Source organism: Microbulbifer marinus, assembly GCF_900107725.1.
GTDB lineage: Bacteria > Pseudomonadota > Gammaproteobacteria > Pseudomonadales > Cellvibrionaceae > Microbulbifer > Microbulbifer marinus.
In genome coordinates this window covers 26169-42405 of sequence record NZ_FNQO01000002.1, presented here as the reverse complement: position 1 = coordinate 42405, position 16237 = coordinate 26169, and the positions used below count along the sequence as shown (strand labels likewise).

Genomic DNA, 16237 nt, shown 5'->3' with positions numbered 1-16237 from the left:
CCTGAATATTGAATTCAGATGTTGGGGTGAACAACGTGCGGGATTAAGCCGGTAGACGTTGTTGGCCTTGGTATCGATGTATCGGTTGCTTGGGGTTCAGGGCTGCTGGTCAGTCAGAAGCTAGCGAGGCGAACATGGCGGAACTTATTTTGCAGTCCACGATTACCTGCCCGGACTGCGGTCATAAAAAAACGGAAACTATGCCGACGGATGCTTGCCTGTATTTTTATGAGTGCGAGGCCTGCCATGCGCTGCTGAAGCCGAAAGCGGGTGACTGTTGTGTCTTCTGTTCATTCGGCACGGTGCCCTGCCCGCCGATTCAGCAGGGCACGGGATGCTGTGACTCGGGCTAATGGCAAGCGGCATAGGGGCGGGGGCAGATGCCCCGCTCGCAATGTGGGGGCTTCGGTAACGCCAGCTTTATGCGCTAATTTTTTGCCCTAGGCCTGCAGAATAAAAAAAGCCGGCCAGTGGCCGGCGAGAGAAGCAGACGTCGAAAGGAGAGTTAGACGTGCGCAAGCTACTTGGGGGTTGATAGGGCGAAACACCCCGGTGGACGAATGGCGGTTCTGGCACCGGGATGTTTCTAAAGCTGTGATTTCTTGATTCCTGTCATTTCGTGCGTGGTTTCCGCAGGCTGTGCGGAAACCCGTACGCTTAACGGTTATTTCTTCAGGTGCAATACCCGCGCACCGGCCACCGGTAATTCCAGCTCGTCGCCGTGACGCGCGCCGCTAAACAGCTGTGGAGTGATGTCCGTGGCGTCGGCGAATTCCGTCGGCAGCGCAAAGGTCGCCGCGGTTTTGCCGAGGTTCAGTGCCACCAGGTATTCCTCGTCTGCGGCGCGGCGGACGAATACCAGCAGATCGTTGCCGGTATCCACTACTTCCTGTGCAGCGGTGGCGAGGGCCGGTGACAGTTGCTTGTGCCATTCGATAACCGCGCGGAACCGATTCAGCATCGAGTGGCTGTCACCTTCCTGCACGCTGACCGCCTTGTGGTGGTGCTCTTCCGGTACCGGCAGCCAGGGTTTGACCTTGGAGAAGCCGGCGTTGACCTCGCCGTGGTTCACCCACGGCATCGGCGTGCGGCAGCCGTCGCGGCCCTTGAATTCCGGCCACAGGTTGATGCCGTAGGGATCGACCAGGTCTTCGAAGGCGATGTCCGCTTCCGGCAGTCCCAGCTCCTCGCCCTGGTACAGGCACACACTGCCGCGCAGCGTCAGCTGCATCAGCAGGAACAGCGGCGCGCGGGCCATGGCCTGTTCGGTGTCGAAGCCCTTGTTCCAGCGGGTGATGGAGCGGGGCACGTCGTGGTTGCTGATGGACCAGCAGGGCCAGCCCTGCTCGATCACATCGCGGTTCTTGTCCAGCGTGTTGCGCAGGAATACGGCGCTGCACTCTTCGGTCAGCAGATCGAAGGAGTAGGCCATGTTCAGGCGCTCGCCGGTGGTGTACTCGGCCATGATCTTGTGGGTGTTGTCGTCACCCACTTCGCCCATGGTGATGGTGCCCGGGTACTGGTCCAGCAACTGGCGCACGCGCTGCAGGAACACCAGGTTTTCCGGCTGCGACTTGTCGTGGATATGCCACTGGTACTGGTAGGTGTTGACCGGCGGCAGGCCCTTTTCATCCAGCTGCACCGGGCGCGCCGGGTTGTCCTGCAGGGACTGGTTGTGGAATGCGTGATTGATCGCATCCAGGCGGAAACCGTCGACGCCGCGGTCGAGCCAGAACTTCAGGTCGGCCAGCAGTTGTTCCTGGACTTCCGGGTTGTGCAGGTTCAGGTCCGGCTGCTCCTTCAGGAAGTTGGTCAGGTAGTACTGGCGCCGGCGGGTGCACCAGCGCCAGGCGCTGCCGCCGAAATTGGACATCCAGTTGTTGGGCGCGCTGCCGTCCGGCTTGGGATCGGCCCAAACGTACCAGTCGGCCTTGGGGTTATCGCGGCTGGAGCGGCTCTCCTCGAACCAGGGGTGCTGGTCGGAGGAGTGGCTGAGGATCTGGTCGATGATGACCTTGAGACCGCGCTGGTGCGCCGCTTCGATCAGATTGTCGAAATCCTGCAGGTTGCCGAAGATCGGATCCACGTCGCGGTAGTCGGCCACGTCGTAGCCGAAGTCCGCCATCGGCGATTTGAAGAAGGGCGAGATCCAGATGGCGTCCACGCCGAGTGACTGCACATAGTCGAGCTTCTGGGTAATGCCCTGCAGGTCACCAATGCCATCGCCATTGGCGTCGCAGAAGCTGCGCGGGTAGATCTGGTAGATAACGCTGTTGCGCCACCACTCCCCGGAGTTGTCGCTGATGGTGTTGCCACTCATAGGTTACTGCCTATTTCATTATTCGAGGTTGCGGGCGAGACCCACTCCTTTTAAGGATAGGGTGAGTATGAGGTAGCCAGCGGTGGGGTTCCTCCTCCCTGCGCAGGGGGGAGGGGGATGGTATGGCGGGTTCGGCAGGTGGGCTAGGCGGTTCACCGCGCAGCAGCGGCTGTTCAGCGGCGCTGGCTCATGAAGTGAAGGGCAGTTGCCGTGCGAGACTGTCTGCGAGAGGGGGCTCGCAGACAAGCCTCCACGGCGTGTCTCGCAAGGGGGTACCCGGCAGCAGGGCCGCCCGAAACCTCGGCGGAACGGCTAGGGTTGATCCTGCACCGAGCGCAGCATCTGCTCCGCCAGCGCGATGGCCTCCTGGCGGTCCTTCACATCCAGCTTCTGGTAGAGACTGCGGATATGGGTCTTGATGGTGCTCGGCGCCACCTTGAAGTGGCGCGCGATGCGCTCGTTCGACAGGCCCGAGTGGATCGCGTTCAGCACCTGCCACTCCCGCGGGGTCAGCGGCGAGTGGCGCAGGAAGTCGGGCACCGCATCGCTGTCGAGGATCTCGCGGATGATGGTCTCGTCCAGCTCGATGCGGATGCCGCCGTCCAGTTCCGGCTGCTGCTGGGACAGGCGGATCAGCTCCTGGGCCTTGTCGGTTTCGGCGTCGCCGAGGCCGTCCTCGAGCGCCGCCTTCAGGATCACGATCAGCGGCTTGCCGATCTGCAGGAAGCTGGCGCTGAAGTCGCGCTCGATGGCGATACTCAGAGCCTCGCGGATGGCGTTGACGGCGCCGTCGCGCTGCTCGCGCAGCCACAGCAGGTGGGCCTCCAGCACCAGGTTGCGGAGGCAGTCGGTGACCAGTCCGCAGTCCCGCGCCACCTGCTGCAGGCGACTCAGCAGGCGGTTGGCGTCGGACCAGCGGTGCAATTCGATCAGTGCGCGCACGTGGTTGCGGCCGTGGCACTGCTCGAAGTGGTTGCTGGGCCTGTCCGCCACCGGCGCGGCCTGTTCCAGCCAGGTGGCGATGGCCTGCTGGTTGTTCAGCGCGCGCCAGGCGCGCATGCGCGCGGCGTCGGCGTTGGCGACCCAGTCGCGGTGATAGCGCTCGCCGGCCAGCAGCCGGTCGATACGCGCCAGCCATTCCAGCGATTCCTCTTTCTCGCCGCGGGCCTGGGCCACTTTCAGCAGTAGCGTGTATTCCGGCAGCAGCCAGCGTTCGCCGACCTTGCGGTTGATCTGCATGCCGTGGCGGGCGGACTGCGCCGCCTCGTCCAGCTGGCCCTGCTCCCACTGCAGCTGGCCGCGCAGGCGGCAGATGAATTCATAGATCGGCAGACCGGTCAGGTGGTGTTTCTCCACCAGCTGCTGGGCGCGCTCCTGCAGTGCGGACGCTTTCTTCAGCAGCCCCTGGGCAATGGCGATTTCGGTCTGCTGGCAGATGGCCCAGGCGGCGCTGGGGTAATCGTGCTCGGCAATGGCGAGGGCCTCGACCTCCTGCATATAGGTGGTGGCCTGATCCAGCTCGCCGAGGCAGAAGCTGGTCTCGCCGGTGACCAGCAGCGCGGCGGTGCGCTCGCCCGGCTGGTCGTCGCGCAGCAGCCCCAGCGCCTCTTCGGCGTATTCCTTGGCCAGCAGCGTCTGGCCGCGGGCCACGGCGGCCTGGGCGCGCATTGTGGCGAAGGCGCCCTCATACTGGCTCCACTGGTGGGGGTCCTGGCGCTGCAGCCAGCTCTCGGCGGCGGCGAGGGTTTTCTCGCAGCGGTCGTATTCGAAGTTGTCCCGCGCCATCTTGGCGGCGAGCAGGGTGAAGCGCGCGTTGCGCTGTAGTTCATCGGCGCCGAGCCAGTCGAGGCAGTCGTTCAGTACCCGCGTCTGGCCCTCGCGCAGTAGCTGTTCTCCCTGTTGGGTCAGCAGCTGGCGCAGCCGCTCGCGATCCTCCGCCGCCAGCGCGTGGCGCAGTGCCTCCAGCGGCTGGTCCAGCTGCTGCCAGGTGTCGCAGGCGAGACGGTGCAATTCCAGCAGGCGCGAGTGGTCGGTGAGCTGGCGCTGCAGGAAGCGGGCGAATACCGGGTGGTAGCGGAACCACTGGCGGCTGGAATCCTGCGCCTGCAGGAAGAGCCCGCGCCGCGCCGCCTGCTCCAGCAGCTGCTGGCCGCCGTCGAGGCAGCTCAGGCGCTCCGCCAGCTGGGCGTTGACGCGGGTCAGGATCGAGGTGCAGGCGAGCAGTTCGCGCAGCTGCGGTTCCAGCCGCTCCAGCACTTCTTCCGCCAGGTAATCGAGGATATGACTGTGGCCCTGCTCCAGTTCGCCGAGGTAGCGGTCCACTTCCTCGCGGTCGCGCACCGACAGGGCGAACAGCTGTACCGCCGGCGGCCAGCCTTCGCTGAGCTGGTGCAACTGTTCCGCGCGATCGCTGTCCAGAGAAAATGGCAGGCGCTGCTGCAGCAGCTGGGCGATTTCATCGGTATTCAGCGCCAGTTGGTCGCTGCCCAGTTCCAGCAGGCGGCCCTGTACGCGCAGCGAGGCGAGGCCCAGTGGCGGCTGGCTGCGGCTGGTCAGGACCACGCCGATGCCGGCCGGAGCATGGCGCAGCAGGAAGCGGGTGGCGTCGTGTACCGCCTCGTTGTCAATCTGGTGGTAGTCGTCCAGCACGATGCGCAGTTCGCTCGGCAGGCCGCGCAGTTCCGCCAACAGCTGGCTGATGACCAGGGCCGGGTCCGGGCGCTGTTGCGCGCCGAGCAGCTTGTGAGTCTCCGGCACGCCGTTGCCGGTGGCGCGATGCACGCTTTCGACCAGGTAGCGGCAGAACTGGCTGGGCTCGTTGTCGCTGGCATCGAGGGAGTACCAGGCCACCGGATTGTCCTGCGCCGCGGCCCAGGAGGAGACCAGCGTGGTCTTGCCGTAGCCGGCCGGTGCCGTGACCAGTACCACCTGGTCGCTGTGACTGTCGTTCAACAGCGACAGCAGGCGCGGGCGCGCCAGCGTGTGTTCGGGGCAGTCCGGCAGGCTGTATTTGGAGGTCAGTAGCATCGCTGAATGCGGTCGTCTTGAATGATTGATTTTTGTACAGACGCGATTATGCACTATGAGGATGGCATCGCGACAGGTCTGTGACATCCCCCCCGGCCAGGGGCGGAGGTCGGCGCCACTTTTGCCTCAGAGAGTACCAAGTGGTAGTTTCCGTCTGATCAGCGGTGCCCATTAACAGAAACGGTCGCGGAAATGATCCGATGTGCCGACAACAGAACAATAAACAGGGGCGAAAATGGCAGATATAGTAATTTTGGCGGTGCCGGGCATGGGGGCGGTGGACGAGCGTTTCGCCGAACCACTGTTCGCGGCGCTGCGCGAGGGCCTGGGCGACGACTGGTCTCGGCTGCACTGCGACACCATCCTGTGCCAGGGACACCTGCAGACCAATATCGAGCGGGTGTTCGAGGGTATGCAGAAGCGCGATATGGACTTCCTGCGCGCACGCAAGTTCATGCTCTACGGCATGGCCGAGAGCGCCGCGCAGATGGGCGATATCCAGCAGCGCGACGGCAACTACGAGAAGACCCAGCAGGCGATCTACGCCACGCTGGAAAAGGCCGCCGCGGCCACCTCCGACAATGCACCGGTAGTGCTGCTGAGCCACTCGGTGGGCTGCATAAACCTCTCCAACTACCTATGGGACGCCCAGCGCCCGACCGTCGGCTACGGAATCTGGCGCGACGGCGGCCCCCGCGGCGTGCACAAGGGCTCCGGTCGGGACCTGTTCCTGCGCCTCAAGACCCTGAGCCACTGGTATACCCTGGGCGCCACCAATCCGCTCTGGTGTGCGGGCATGCCGCGGGACCAGATCCAGGCCGTCACCTCCGATACCCGCGGTTACAACTTCCGCTGGAAGAACTTCTATCACCCGGACGACCTGTTCGGCTGGCCGCTGAAGCCGCTCAGCGCCTCCTATAACCAGGCGGTGTACCGTGACTACGAGACGCGCCCGCTGGCGGACTGGAGCGCTTCCAACTGGGGCCCGCAACTGGTGGCGCACGACGGCTACTGGCGCGATGAACTGGTGCAGCAGCAGTTGCTCGAGGACCTGCGCGAACTATTGAAGAAGGGCGCGGCCCGCCGACCGGTCGTCGGGGCGCGAACTCCGGCGGCGGCCACGGTATAATCCCGCGCTCAATTTCCGAAGTAGTGGGTTAGTCCTATGTCGCTGCAATTTCACACGGTCCCGGTCACACCCTTTCAGCAGAACTGCACGCTGCTCTGGTGTGAAGGCAGCAAGCGCGCCGCCGTCGTCGATCCCGGTGGCGACCTGGACAAGATCCTGGCGGCCGTCGACGAGCGCGGCCTGCAACTGGAAAAAATCCTGCTGACCCACGGCCACCTGGATCACGTCGGCGGCACCGCGGCGCTGTCGAAACAATTGCAGCTGCCGGTTGAGGGGCCTCACGAGGACGACAACTTCTGGATCGAGCAGCTGCCGATGCAGACGCAGATGTTCGGCTTCCCGCCGGTGGAGGCGTTTACGCCAGACCGCTGGCTGCAGCAGGGGGATACGGTGACCGTCGGCGACGAGGAACTGGAAGTGCACCACTGCCCGGGCCACACGCCGGGCCACGTGATCTTCTTCCACCGCCCGAGCAAGCTGGCGCTGGTGGGCGATGTGCTCTTCGCCGGCTCCATCGGCCGCACCGATTTCCCCAAGGGCGATCACGACACGCTGATCCGCTCCATTACCGAAAAACTGTGGCCGCTCGGTGACGACGTGCGCTTTATTCCCGGCCACGGCCCCATGTCGACCTTCGGCCAGGAGCGCCAGACCAACCCGTTCGTTGCCGACAAGCGCTTCGGCTGATTCGGCCGCGGGCGCAGAAATAGAAACCGCTATCGCGAGAACGCCGCCATGCTGACCACGACAAGACTGCGCCTGTTACTGCTCGCCCTGCCGGCGCTGTTGGCGGGCTGTGCGGTGGTGTCCGAGGAGGAATGCCAGGCGGGCCTGTGGTACGAGCGCGGCCTGCAGGACGGCGCCCGCGGGCGCGGCCAGTCGCTGATCTACGAGATTGCGCAGAAGTGCCAGGAATACGGTGCGCGGGTAGACAGCGAGGAATGGCTGCGCGGCCACGAGGAGGGTGTGGAGCAGTTTTGCACGGCGGAAAACGGCTATTACCAGGGGCGCCGCGGCAACAGCTACGAAGGCGTCTGCACCGGCCCCACCGCCGACCTGTTTATGGCCGAGTACCGGCGCGGCCTGGCGGACTATCGGGTGGAGCAGGAATACCGCCGCCTGGCGGAACGCCGCGACTACCTCGAGCGCGAACTCTACACCGTGCGCGCCGCGCTGGCCGGCGCCAACGATGAGGAGACCATTCGCACGCTGCGTTTCCAGCGCAATGCACTGGCGCGGGAGCTGCAGCTGCTGGATATGCAGCTGCACCGCTACGGCATGTTCGGCTTCGACTTTTTCTATTGAGGGGCGCGGCCCCTTCCCCCGCATGACTAAATCAGGAAGTAACTGAATGGCAATCTGGCACGCCAAACCCTCCCTCGAAGAGCTGAATCAAAGCGCGGCCGACTGTATGCCCGGCTATATCGGACTGCAGATTACCGAGATCGGCGACGACTATCTGGTGGGTACCCTGCCGGTGGATCACCGCACGCGCCAGCCGTTCGGCATACTGCACGGCGGCGCCAGTGTGGTGCTGGCGGAAACCCTCGGTTCCATCGCCGCCAACCTGGTGGTCGATACGGCGAAGTTTTACTGCGTCGGCCAGGAGATCAACGCCAACCACCTGCGCCCGGTGGGCGAGGGTAAAGTAACGGGTACGGCTAAGCCGGTGCATATCGGTCGCAGCAGCCAGGTGTGGGAAATCCGCATTACCGACCCCCACGGCAAGTTGAACTGCATCTCCCGCATCACCATGGCGGTGGTGCCGCACGGCCGCTGATGAGCGATCCACAGATCGTGAGGGAGCCACAGGCGTTCGTCTACGAGGATATTCCCTACCGGCTGGTGCGCTCGCGCCGGCGCAAGCGCCTCGGCCTGGTGCTGGCGGAGTCCGGTGTCGAGGTGCGTATCCCGGAGCGCTGTGCGGCGCGGCACGGGCACCAGTTCCTGCAGGAGAATATCCAGTGGGTGCGCGCACAGCTGTTACGCGCCGACCAGCGCGCGGCGCAGGTGCCGGAATACCGCTACGCATTTGGGGAAAGTTTTCCGTGGCTGGGGCGCCTGCTGCCGCTGGTGCGTGCGGCGCGGCCGGCGGACGCCGGCATCGGCGACGCAATCTCCCTCTATACCCGCTACCGCGAACCGGATGAAGGTCAGTTGCAGAGCGCCTTAGAGCGGTTCTACCAGCGCGAGGCGCTGACACTGCTGACCGATAAATCGGCCCGGCTGGCCGCGCAACTGGGGTTGAATGTTTCCTCGGTGCGTGTGCGCCGCACCAAGAGCAAGTGGGGCCACTGCAGCATTCGCGGCGAACTGCAGTACAACTGGCTGGTATGCCTGGCGCCGGAGCCGGTGGTGGATTACCTGGTGGCGCACGAGGTTTGCCACTTGCAGCACCACAACCACAGCCGCGCTTTCTGGCAGCTGGTGGAGAGCGTGTGCCCGCGCTACCGGGAACTGCGCCGCTGGCTGCGGGACAATGGTCACCGCCTGGTGCTCTGATATCCGCCGCCGCTTTTCATTTTTCTTACTGCAGAACATTCATGGCCAAGAAGCCCCGTTTCTTTACTCCGACGAAACCGCCGCGGAAACCGCTGCCGGCAACAGCCGAGGCGGTGGTGGAAAAGTTCAGCCACGATATGCGCGGCATCGCGCGTGTCGATCGCAAGACGGTATTTATCGATAACGCCCTGCCCGGCGAGACGGTCAAATTCCGTTACAGCGCGCGGCGTTCGCGGTTTGACGAAGGTGTCGTGCAGGAAATCCTGCAGCCGTCTGCACTCCGCTGTGAGCCGCGCTGCCCCCATGTGGATCTGTGCGGTGGCTGCGCGGTGCAGCACCTGGAACCCGCTGCGCAGATTCAGGAAAAGCAGAAGATCCTGCTGGATCAGCTGGCGCGCTTCGGCAATATCGAACTGGCGCAGCAGGGGCCGGAAATATTGCCGCCGCTGGTCGCGGAGCCGTTCGGCTACCGGCGCAAGGGGCGTATCGGTATCCGCATGGTCAGCGCTCGCAGTGACAACAAGCGCGCGGGCAAAAAACTGGTGTTCGGTTTCCGCGAGAAGCGCTCCAACGACCTGACCGATATCAACGAGTGCCACGTGCTGCACCCGGCGATTGCCACGCAGATCCCGCGACTGAAACAGCTGGTCGCCGACAGCGACGGCCGCGCGCACTTCTCCCAGCTGGAAGTGGCCGTCGGTGAAGATGCCGCGGCCATAGTACTGCGCCACCTGAAACCGGTAACCGATACAGACCGGTCGCGCTGGCTGGCGTTTGCCGCGGACACTGGCATCCACCTGTATCTGCAGCCGGGCGACGCGGTCAGCGCGCACAGGATCTGGCCCGAAGGCGGTGACGGGCGGCTGAGCTACGAACTGCCGGAATTTGACCTGACGCTGCGCTTCCACCCGCTGGACTTCGTGCAGGTCAACTTTGCAATCAATCGGCAGATGGTCAGCCGCGCCATCGCGCTGCTCGATCCGCAACCGGAGGAGCGGGTGCTGGACCTCTTCTGCGGTCTCGGCAATTTCACCCTGCCGCTGGCCCGCCGCGCGCGCGAGGTAGTGGGGGTGGAGGGCGAGGGGGCTCTGACCAGTCGCGGCACCGACAATGCGACGCTGAACGGCCTAACAAATGTCCAGTTTCACGCCGCGGATCTGACCCGGGATATCAGGGCGCACAGCTGGGCTATCGGCGGCTTCGATAAGATTCTGCTCGATCCTCCTCGCAGTGGCGCGCTGGAAGTGGTGCGCGAGCTGGCGCGTTTCGGCGCCCGGCGCATCGTCTATGTGTCCTGTAACCCCGCCACCCTGGCGCGCGATGCCGGCGAACTGGCGGGGCTGGGCTATCGGCTGACCCGGGCCGGCGTGATGGATATGTTCCCGCACACTGCGCACGTTGAATCCATGGCGTTGTTTGAAAAAATTTGATGATGTTCATCCGCGGCGGAACGCCCGTGGCGAACCACAGTGGTGCACAGGGGCACCCGGTCATTGGTGCCCCCGGCAATCTGGCGTAAACTGCGTTCAAATCTGTGAGGCAAGGAAGTTATGCAAGTCGACCCCCTGAGTGACGATTTCGAGGACAACTGCGCACGGTTTCTGCCGGAGGCCGCCGAGCAGGGCTGTGTCTGGGCGCTGGAGGGGGACGAGGGCTTCGCCCTGTGCGAATCGGAAAAATACCCGCAGACCGATGTGATGCCGTTCTGGTCCCAGCGTGAATTTGCCGAAATGCATGCCGACGGCGACTGGGCGGATTACCAGGTCGTGGCCATCGACCTGGAAGAGTTTATGGACGACTGGCTGACTGGTATGCACGACGACGTGCTGCTGGTGGGTATCAACTGGAACGCCGAGCTCGAGGGTATCGAACTGGAGCCGCTGGACCTGCTCGAACAGCTGGAGCAGGAACTCCAGTAAGCGGGCGCCAGCTGTCGCTGCCCGCCGGATAAAAATATAACTGACGGGGGTCTCAGGATGGGACAGTTTCTCGGCCTGCGCACGGTAATCTACGGCGTCACCAATATCGCCGAGGCCAAGGCCTGGTACACGCTGCTGCTGGAGCAGGAGCCCTATTTCGATTCCGAGTGCTATGTGGGTTTCAGTGTCGGCGGCTATGAGCTGGGTCTGAATCCGGATGCGCGCAGTATCACCAGCCGTGCCGACGGCGTCATCGCCTACTGGGGTGTAGAAGACCTCGCCGCCCAGGTGGAGCGCCTCGGCGCGATGGGTGCGCGCCAGCACAGTGAAATCGTGGACGTGGGGGAAGGCGTACTGATGGCCAGCTTCCTCGATCCTTACGGCAATATTTTTGGCCTGATAGAAAATCCCCATTTTCAGTTGCAGGATCAGTAACCGGAGCAGTTCCCGTGAGCAAACCGCCGGCGTCGAGGTTCCGCCCTTCCGATCAGACATTCGCCGCCGAGAGCCTGGCGCAGATCGGCCGCGGCTATGTGGTACCGGACCGGGTGGCCTTGATCACCGGCTGCTCCAGCGGTATCGGCCGCGAGCTGGCACTGGCCTTGCACCGCCGTGGCACTATCGTCATCGCCACCGCCCGGCGGCCGGAAAGCCTGCAGGAACTGGCGGATCTGGGTATCGCCACCGAGGCGTTGGACGTCAATTCCCAAGCGGACATCAACCGCGTCGTGCACGCCCTGAAGACGGCTTACGGCCGCCTGGATATCCTGATCAACAACGCCGGCTACGGCCAGATGGGGCCGCTGATGGAGGTGGATACCCGCGCGCTGGAACAACAGTTCCGCACCAACGTGTTTGCCCCGCTGGCGCTGATCCGCGCCTGCGCGCCGCTGATGCGCTCCGAACGCCGCGGTATCGTCTGCAATATCGGTTCGGTTTCCGGTGTCATGCCGACGCCGTTTTCCGGCGCTTACTGTGCGTCCAAGGCGGCGCTGCATACCCTGTCCGAGGTGCTGCGCCTGGAGCTGAAACCCTTCGGTATCCGCGTGATGACGGTGCAGCCCGGAGCCATTGCCTCGGAGTTCGGCCGCCATGCGGAAGTCTCGCTGCGCGGACAGCTGGCCCCGGATTCCTGGTACAAGCGCCAGGAGGAGGTGGTGCGCGCCCGCGCGCAGGAGTCGCAGCAGAATGCCACCCTGGCCAGTATCATGGCGCGCAAGTTGGTGAAGGAGATGCTGCGCAAGCGGCCGCCGGCGGTAGTGCGTATCGGTAACAAGAGCCGCCTGCTGCCGTGGATGGCGCGCTGGCTGCCGCGCCGCTTACGCGACTGGATTCTCGCGCGGCGTTTCAAGCTGCGGCGCATAGCGCACAATAGCTAGCGCGCAACTACTAGCGTGGGTTTTGGCTCGCCAGCCAGTCCGCGACCTCGGCGAAACTGCCGCGAAACAGTATCTCCCCCTCGCGCTTTTCCATCAGGTAATCGTAAGTGCCGTCGTAGTATTCCCGCAGCAGTGCCATCACCAGCGGAATGTAGGCGTCGGCGCTGCCGCTGGCCGCCAGCTCGCGGTTCGCGTCCTGCAGCTGTTCATCCAGCTGCCGGTAGCGCAATCCTCCCAGGCGCTTCTGGATCTTGCCCAGATTGTTGCGCAGTTCCTCGCCGAGGGTTTCGGCCGCACCGCGCTCGCCGCCGCCAAAGCGGGGCAGTGCCTCATTGACATAATCACGCACTATGCGCCGCGCGCGCGCCTCCACCGATTCCTCCACCAGTACCCGCGGCGCGGCTTTCATGGCCTGCTGCAGCACCGGCGGCACGGCGCAGCGGCCGATCAGGCGACTCTCGTCCTCGACGAACACCGAGCCGGGGGCCTGCGCCAGCTTGAGCAGGTCGATACTGACGCGGTTCTCGAAATCGATCTGCGCCGGCTGTTCCCGCCCGGTACGACCGAAACTGGAGCCGCGGTGCCGGGCGATGGCTTCCAGATCCACCGCGCGCGCGGCGCGCTGGATCAGCTCGGTTTTGCCGCTGCCTGTGTGGCCGGCAATGACGATCAGCGGCAGCTGGGCGCATTGCTTGTCCAACTCGTCCAACAGGAAATTGCGCATCGCCTTGTAGCCGCCCTCCACCAGTGGATAGTCGATGCCCTCGGCGCGTAGCAACTGCTGGGTGGTGCGCGAGCGTAGGCCGCCGCGGAAGCAATAGAGATAGCCGTCGGGATGCCGGCGCACGAAATCGCTCCAGGCCGCCAGCCGGTCGGCGCGCACTTCCGCGGTGGCCAGGCGCCAGCCCAGGTCAATGGCGGCCTGCTGGCCGGCGCGCTTGTACTCGGTGCCCACCAGCTCGCGCTGGCGGTCGTCCAGCAGCGGCAGGTTCTCCGCCTGCGGGAAGGCGCCGCGGGCAAACTCGACCGGTGCGCGCGCATCCAGCAGCGGCACGTCGTTCAGAAATAGATATTTGTAATCTGCGGTGTTCTGGCGCAAATCCTGTCTCCCGAATTTTTGCGCAGTGTAACCTGAATAGGCGGCAGTGGATTATTCCACGCACCCGCCGCGCCCATGGAACTACCTATCTATGACCGTCGACCAGCTGACCATTCTCACCATTCTCGCTGTCACCATGGTGCTGTTTATCTGGGGCCCGTGGCGCCACGACCTGGTGGCGCTGGGAGCGCTGCTGGCCTGTGTGTTTACCGGCCTGATCGAGCCGGAAAGCGCCTTCAACGGTTTCGGTCATCCAGCGGTGGTCACGGTGGCCTGTGTGCTGATCCTGAGTCGCGGCCTGCAGAATACCGGCGCCATGGACGTGCTGGCTCAGCGCGTGGTGCCCAAAACCGGCAACATCGGCCTATCCATATTTGCACTGACCGGCCTCGGCGCCTTGATGTCCGGCTTTATGAACAATGTCGGCGCCATGGCACTGCTGATGCCGGTGGCCGCGGATGTGGCGGACAAGCACGACCTGCCGCCGGGCAAGGTGCTGATGCCCCTGTCCTTCGGCACCATCCTCGGCGGCATGACCACGTTGATCGGCACGCCGCCGAACCTGATCGTGTCCGGTTTTCGCGCCAGCTCCGGTGCCGGCACCTTCGGCATGTTCGACTTTACCCCGGTAGGACTGGTGGTGGCGCTGCTGGGCGTGCTGTTTGTGACACTGATTGGCTGGCGCCTGGTGCCGGCGCGGAGCCAGGCCGGTGCCGCGACCTTCGATACCGGCACCTACCTGACCGAGGCACTGATCGAAGAGAAGAGTGCCGCCGCGGGTAAGAGTCTGCGCGAGATCGCGCAAATGCTCGATAGCGAGGACGCCCAGGTAGTCGGTGTGGTGCACAACGACGCGCGCGTTTCGCCGGCCACGCCCTGGCACCGGGTGAATACCGGTGACATCCTCGTGATCGAAGCTGAACCGGAAGCCCTGACCTCAGCCGTTTCCAGCCTTGGCGTGAGACTCGCCGGCGAACCCGGTGAGGAGGAGAAAAAAGAGGAGGAAAAAGAAAAGGAGAGCAGTAAGGAGGAAAAATCCAAAGAGCGTAGTGCAAAAAAGGACAAGGAAGTCCGCGAATCGAAAGAGAAAGAGAAAGAGAAAGAAAAAGACAAAGAAAAGGAAAAGGAGAAGGAGAAGGAGAAGGAGAAGGAGAAGCGCGGCGATGGCGCCGACATTCAGCTGCGCGAATTGGTAGTGATGCCGGACTCGGCCCTGGTCGGGCGCACCGCGCAGTTCCTGCGTCTCCCCGCGCGCTATCAGATCAACCTGCTGGCGCTGTCCCGGCAGGGACGCCGCTCGGTGCGTCGGTTGCGCTCCACGCCGTTGCTCGCCGGCGACGCGCTGCTGATGATGGGCACCGATGATAACCTGAATAACTTTGCCCGTGAGCAGGGCTGCGTGCCGCTGGCCCAGCGTGCCATCACTATTCCGAATAAGGAAAAGGCTGCGATCGCACTGGTGGCCATGGCGTTGGCCGTGGGCGGTGCCGCATTCGGACTGCTGCCCGCGGCGATTTCCTTCGCCACCTGCGCCCTGGCATTTATGCTGCTGAAGGTGGTGCCGTTGCGGGGCTTGTACGAGTCGATCGACGGTTCGGTGATTGTGCTGCTGGGCACGTTGATTTCAGTGGCGGAAGCGATGGAATCGACCGGTGCCGCGGACCTGGTGGCGCAGGGGATGCTCGACAACCTGGCCCAGGGCAGTGCCGTTATCGCGCTGGCGCTGATTCTGATCATCACCATGACGTTGTCGGATTTCATGAACAACGCTGCCACCGCGGCAGTCATGTGCTCCATTGCCCTGAGCGTGGCGGGCCAGCTGGATGTCAATCCGGACAGCTTCCTGATGGCGGTGGCCATCGGCGCTTCCTGCGCCTTCCTGACTCCGGTAGGTCACCAGAACAACACCCTGATACTCGGTCCGGGCGGCTTCGAGTTCGGCGATTACTGGCGCATGGGACTGCCGCTAGAGATTCTGGTGGTGCTGGTCGGCGTACCCATGTTGCTGTGGGTGTGGCCTCTGTGACCCACAGCGGGTATTTGGTTCAGGCGATAGAGTCATCCACCGATTGCGTCAGCTCCGCCAGATATTTACCGCAGAAACGCAGAGCATCGGTGACCGTCACTATGCCCGCCAGTTCTCCTTCGCGCATAACCAGCACGGAGCCGATACCGGTATCCGCCATAGCGAGCAGGATGCGATCGAGCGGATCGTGGATATCGGCGATATAGGGGCGGCGGGCGCAGAGGTCGTGCACATAGAGCTGCTGCTCCTCCAGGCGGTGGCCCGGTGCATTGGCCCTGTCGATATCATTGCGCGAAATGACGGTTTCCAGGTCGCCGTCGCGGGTGACCGGCAGATGGTGCACCTCGTGCTCCTCCATCAGCGCCAGTGCCTCCTCCACGGTGGCACCGATATCGATATGGTAGGGAAAGGGTGTCATCAGCGCCGCCAGCGTCGGCATATGGTGAAAGTCGCGGGACTTGGACATGAAACTAAACCCGGGTCTTGAGGATCACAGAATAGTCATTTGGCGCCGCCGCTAACTGCCAATTATTAGGTTGGCGGTGGCTCCGGTACAATATAGCCAATAAGCAGTTGATATTTGCCGGCGAAAGCTTATTATTCGGCGCTCTCGGCCGAGACGTATATCCGGTGCCCCGCACCCAGTGGGCAGTTCACCATTATCGGCCAATCTGGTTCTCAGCAATCGCGGTATTAAGACCGTAGAAGATCTGGCGTTATACACGTGCTTGCTGTGATATATCGGCTAACTCGCCAATATGCCGAATATAACATCATTAAACCCAGTTCATGCGGGCAATGGTGTTATGTAACCGTTTTTATTTTTCCGCAATCTA

At 63.6% G+C, this 16237-nt stretch carries 15 protein-coding genes; 11 read left to right on the top strand and 4 right to left on the bottom strand.

What is annotated here, in order from left to right:
* Nucleotides 1-134: 134 nt before the first annotated feature.
* Nucleotides 135-353 carry a GDCCVxC domain-containing (seleno)protein gene (locus tag BLW36_RS17610; RefSeq protein WP_091387135.1) on the top strand — a complete coding sequence of 73 codons (219 nt, stop codon included), beginning with the start codon at nucleotides 135-137 and terminating at the stop codon, nucleotides 351-353.
* A 311-nt stretch (nucleotides 354-664) separates the two neighbouring features.
* Here BLW36_RS17610 and BLW36_RS08125 read toward each other — a convergent pair whose 3' ends face one another.
* Nucleotides 665-2320, bottom strand: a complete 1656-nt coding sequence (locus BLW36_RS08125; RefSeq protein ID WP_211567166.1) for an alpha-amylase family glycosyl hydrolase — start codon at nucleotides 2318-2320, stop codon at nucleotides 665-667.
* A gap of 312 nt (nucleotides 2321-2632) precedes the next feature.
* Nucleotides 2633-5347 carry an HTH-type transcriptional regulator MalT gene (gene malT / locus BLW36_RS08120; protein WP_091387133.1) on the bottom strand — a complete coding sequence of 905 codons (2715 nt, stop codon included), beginning with the start codon at nucleotides 5345-5347 and terminating at the stop codon, nucleotides 2633-2635.
* Nucleotides 5348-5582: 235 nt separating this feature from the next.
* Here malT and BLW36_RS08115 point away from each other — a divergent pair, with 235 nt between their 5' ends.
* The 9 genes from BLW36_RS08115 (at nucleotide 5583) to BLW36_RS08075 (ending at nucleotide 12276) form a co-directional block, all read left to right on the top strand.
* Complete coding sequence (locus tag BLW36_RS08115) at nucleotides 5583-6476, top strand: hypothetical protein (RefSeq protein WP_091387131.1); 894 nt, start codon at nucleotides 5583-5585, stop codon at nucleotides 6474-6476.
* A 36-nt stretch (nucleotides 6477-6512) separates the two neighbouring features.
* Nucleotides 6513-7163, top strand: coding sequence for an MBL fold metallo-hydrolase (locus BLW36_RS08110; protein ID WP_091387130.1), 651 nt, complete (start codon nucleotides 6513-6515; stop codon nucleotides 7161-7163).
* Between the two features lie 48 nt (nucleotides 7164-7211).
* Nucleotides 7212-7781 (top strand): DUF2799 domain-containing protein, encoded by a 570-nt coding sequence (locus tag BLW36_RS08105; RefSeq protein WP_091387128.1) that lies wholly within the window; start codon nucleotides 7212-7214, stop codon nucleotides 7779-7781.
* Nucleotides 7782-7827: 46 nt separating this feature from the next.
* On the top strand, nucleotides 7828-8256 hold the full coding sequence (locus tag BLW36_RS08100) for a hotdog fold thioesterase (RefSeq protein ID WP_091387126.1): 429 nt from the start codon (nucleotides 7828-7830) through the stop codon (nucleotides 8254-8256).
* Nucleotides 8256-8978, top strand: coding sequence for a M48 family metallopeptidase (locus tag BLW36_RS08095; protein WP_091387124.1), 723 nt, complete (start codon nucleotides 8256-8258; stop codon nucleotides 8976-8978). The genes BLW36_RS08100 and BLW36_RS08095 overlap by 1 nt, the downstream gene beginning before the upstream one ends.
* A gap of 41 nt (nucleotides 8979-9019) precedes the next feature.
* Entirely contained in the window at nucleotides 9020-10408 is a 1389-nt protein-coding gene (gene rlmD / locus BLW36_RS08090) for a 23S rRNA (uracil(1939)-C(5))-methyltransferase RlmD (protein WP_091387121.1), read from the top strand.
* Nucleotides 10409-10528: 120 nt separating this feature from the next.
* Complete coding sequence (locus BLW36_RS08085; RefSeq protein WP_091387120.1) at nucleotides 10529-10897, top strand: DUF2750 domain-containing protein; 369 nt, start codon at nucleotides 10529-10531, stop codon at nucleotides 10895-10897.
* Between the two features lie 57 nt (nucleotides 10898-10954).
* The gene (locus tag BLW36_RS08080; RefSeq protein WP_091387118.1) at nucleotides 10955-11332 is read left to right on the top strand and encodes a VOC family protein; all 378 of its coding nucleotides are present in this window, start codon (nucleotides 10955-10957) and stop codon (nucleotides 11330-11332) included.
* Between the two features lie 14 nt (nucleotides 11333-11346).
* Nucleotides 11347-12276, top strand: a complete 930-nt coding sequence (locus BLW36_RS08075; RefSeq protein WP_091387116.1) for an SDR family oxidoreductase — start codon at nucleotides 11347-11349, stop codon at nucleotides 12274-12276.
* Between the two features lie 10 nt (nucleotides 12277-12286).
* Here the strand turns inward: BLW36_RS08075 and mnmH are convergent, their stop codons facing one another.
* Nucleotides 12287-13375, bottom strand: a complete 1089-nt coding sequence (gene mnmH / locus BLW36_RS08070) for a tRNA 2-selenouridine(34) synthase MnmH (RefSeq protein WP_091387114.1) — start codon at nucleotides 13373-13375, stop codon at nucleotides 12287-12289.
* A 91-nt stretch (nucleotides 13376-13466) separates the two neighbouring features.
* Here mnmH and BLW36_RS08065 point away from each other — a divergent pair, with 91 nt between their 5' ends.
* A complete protein-coding gene (locus tag BLW36_RS08065; protein WP_091387112.1) occupies nucleotides 13467-15401 on the top strand; it encodes an SLC13 family permease in 1935 nt (644 codons plus the stop codon).
* 19 nt (nucleotides 15402-15420) lie between these two features.
* Here the strand turns inward: BLW36_RS08065 and BLW36_RS08060 are convergent, their stop codons facing one another.
* On the bottom strand, nucleotides 15421-15867 hold the full coding sequence (locus tag BLW36_RS08060) for a CBS domain-containing protein (RefSeq protein ID WP_244506191.1): 447 nt from the start codon (nucleotides 15865-15867) through the stop codon (nucleotides 15421-15423).
* Between the last annotated feature and the right edge of the window lie 370 nt (nucleotides 15868-16237).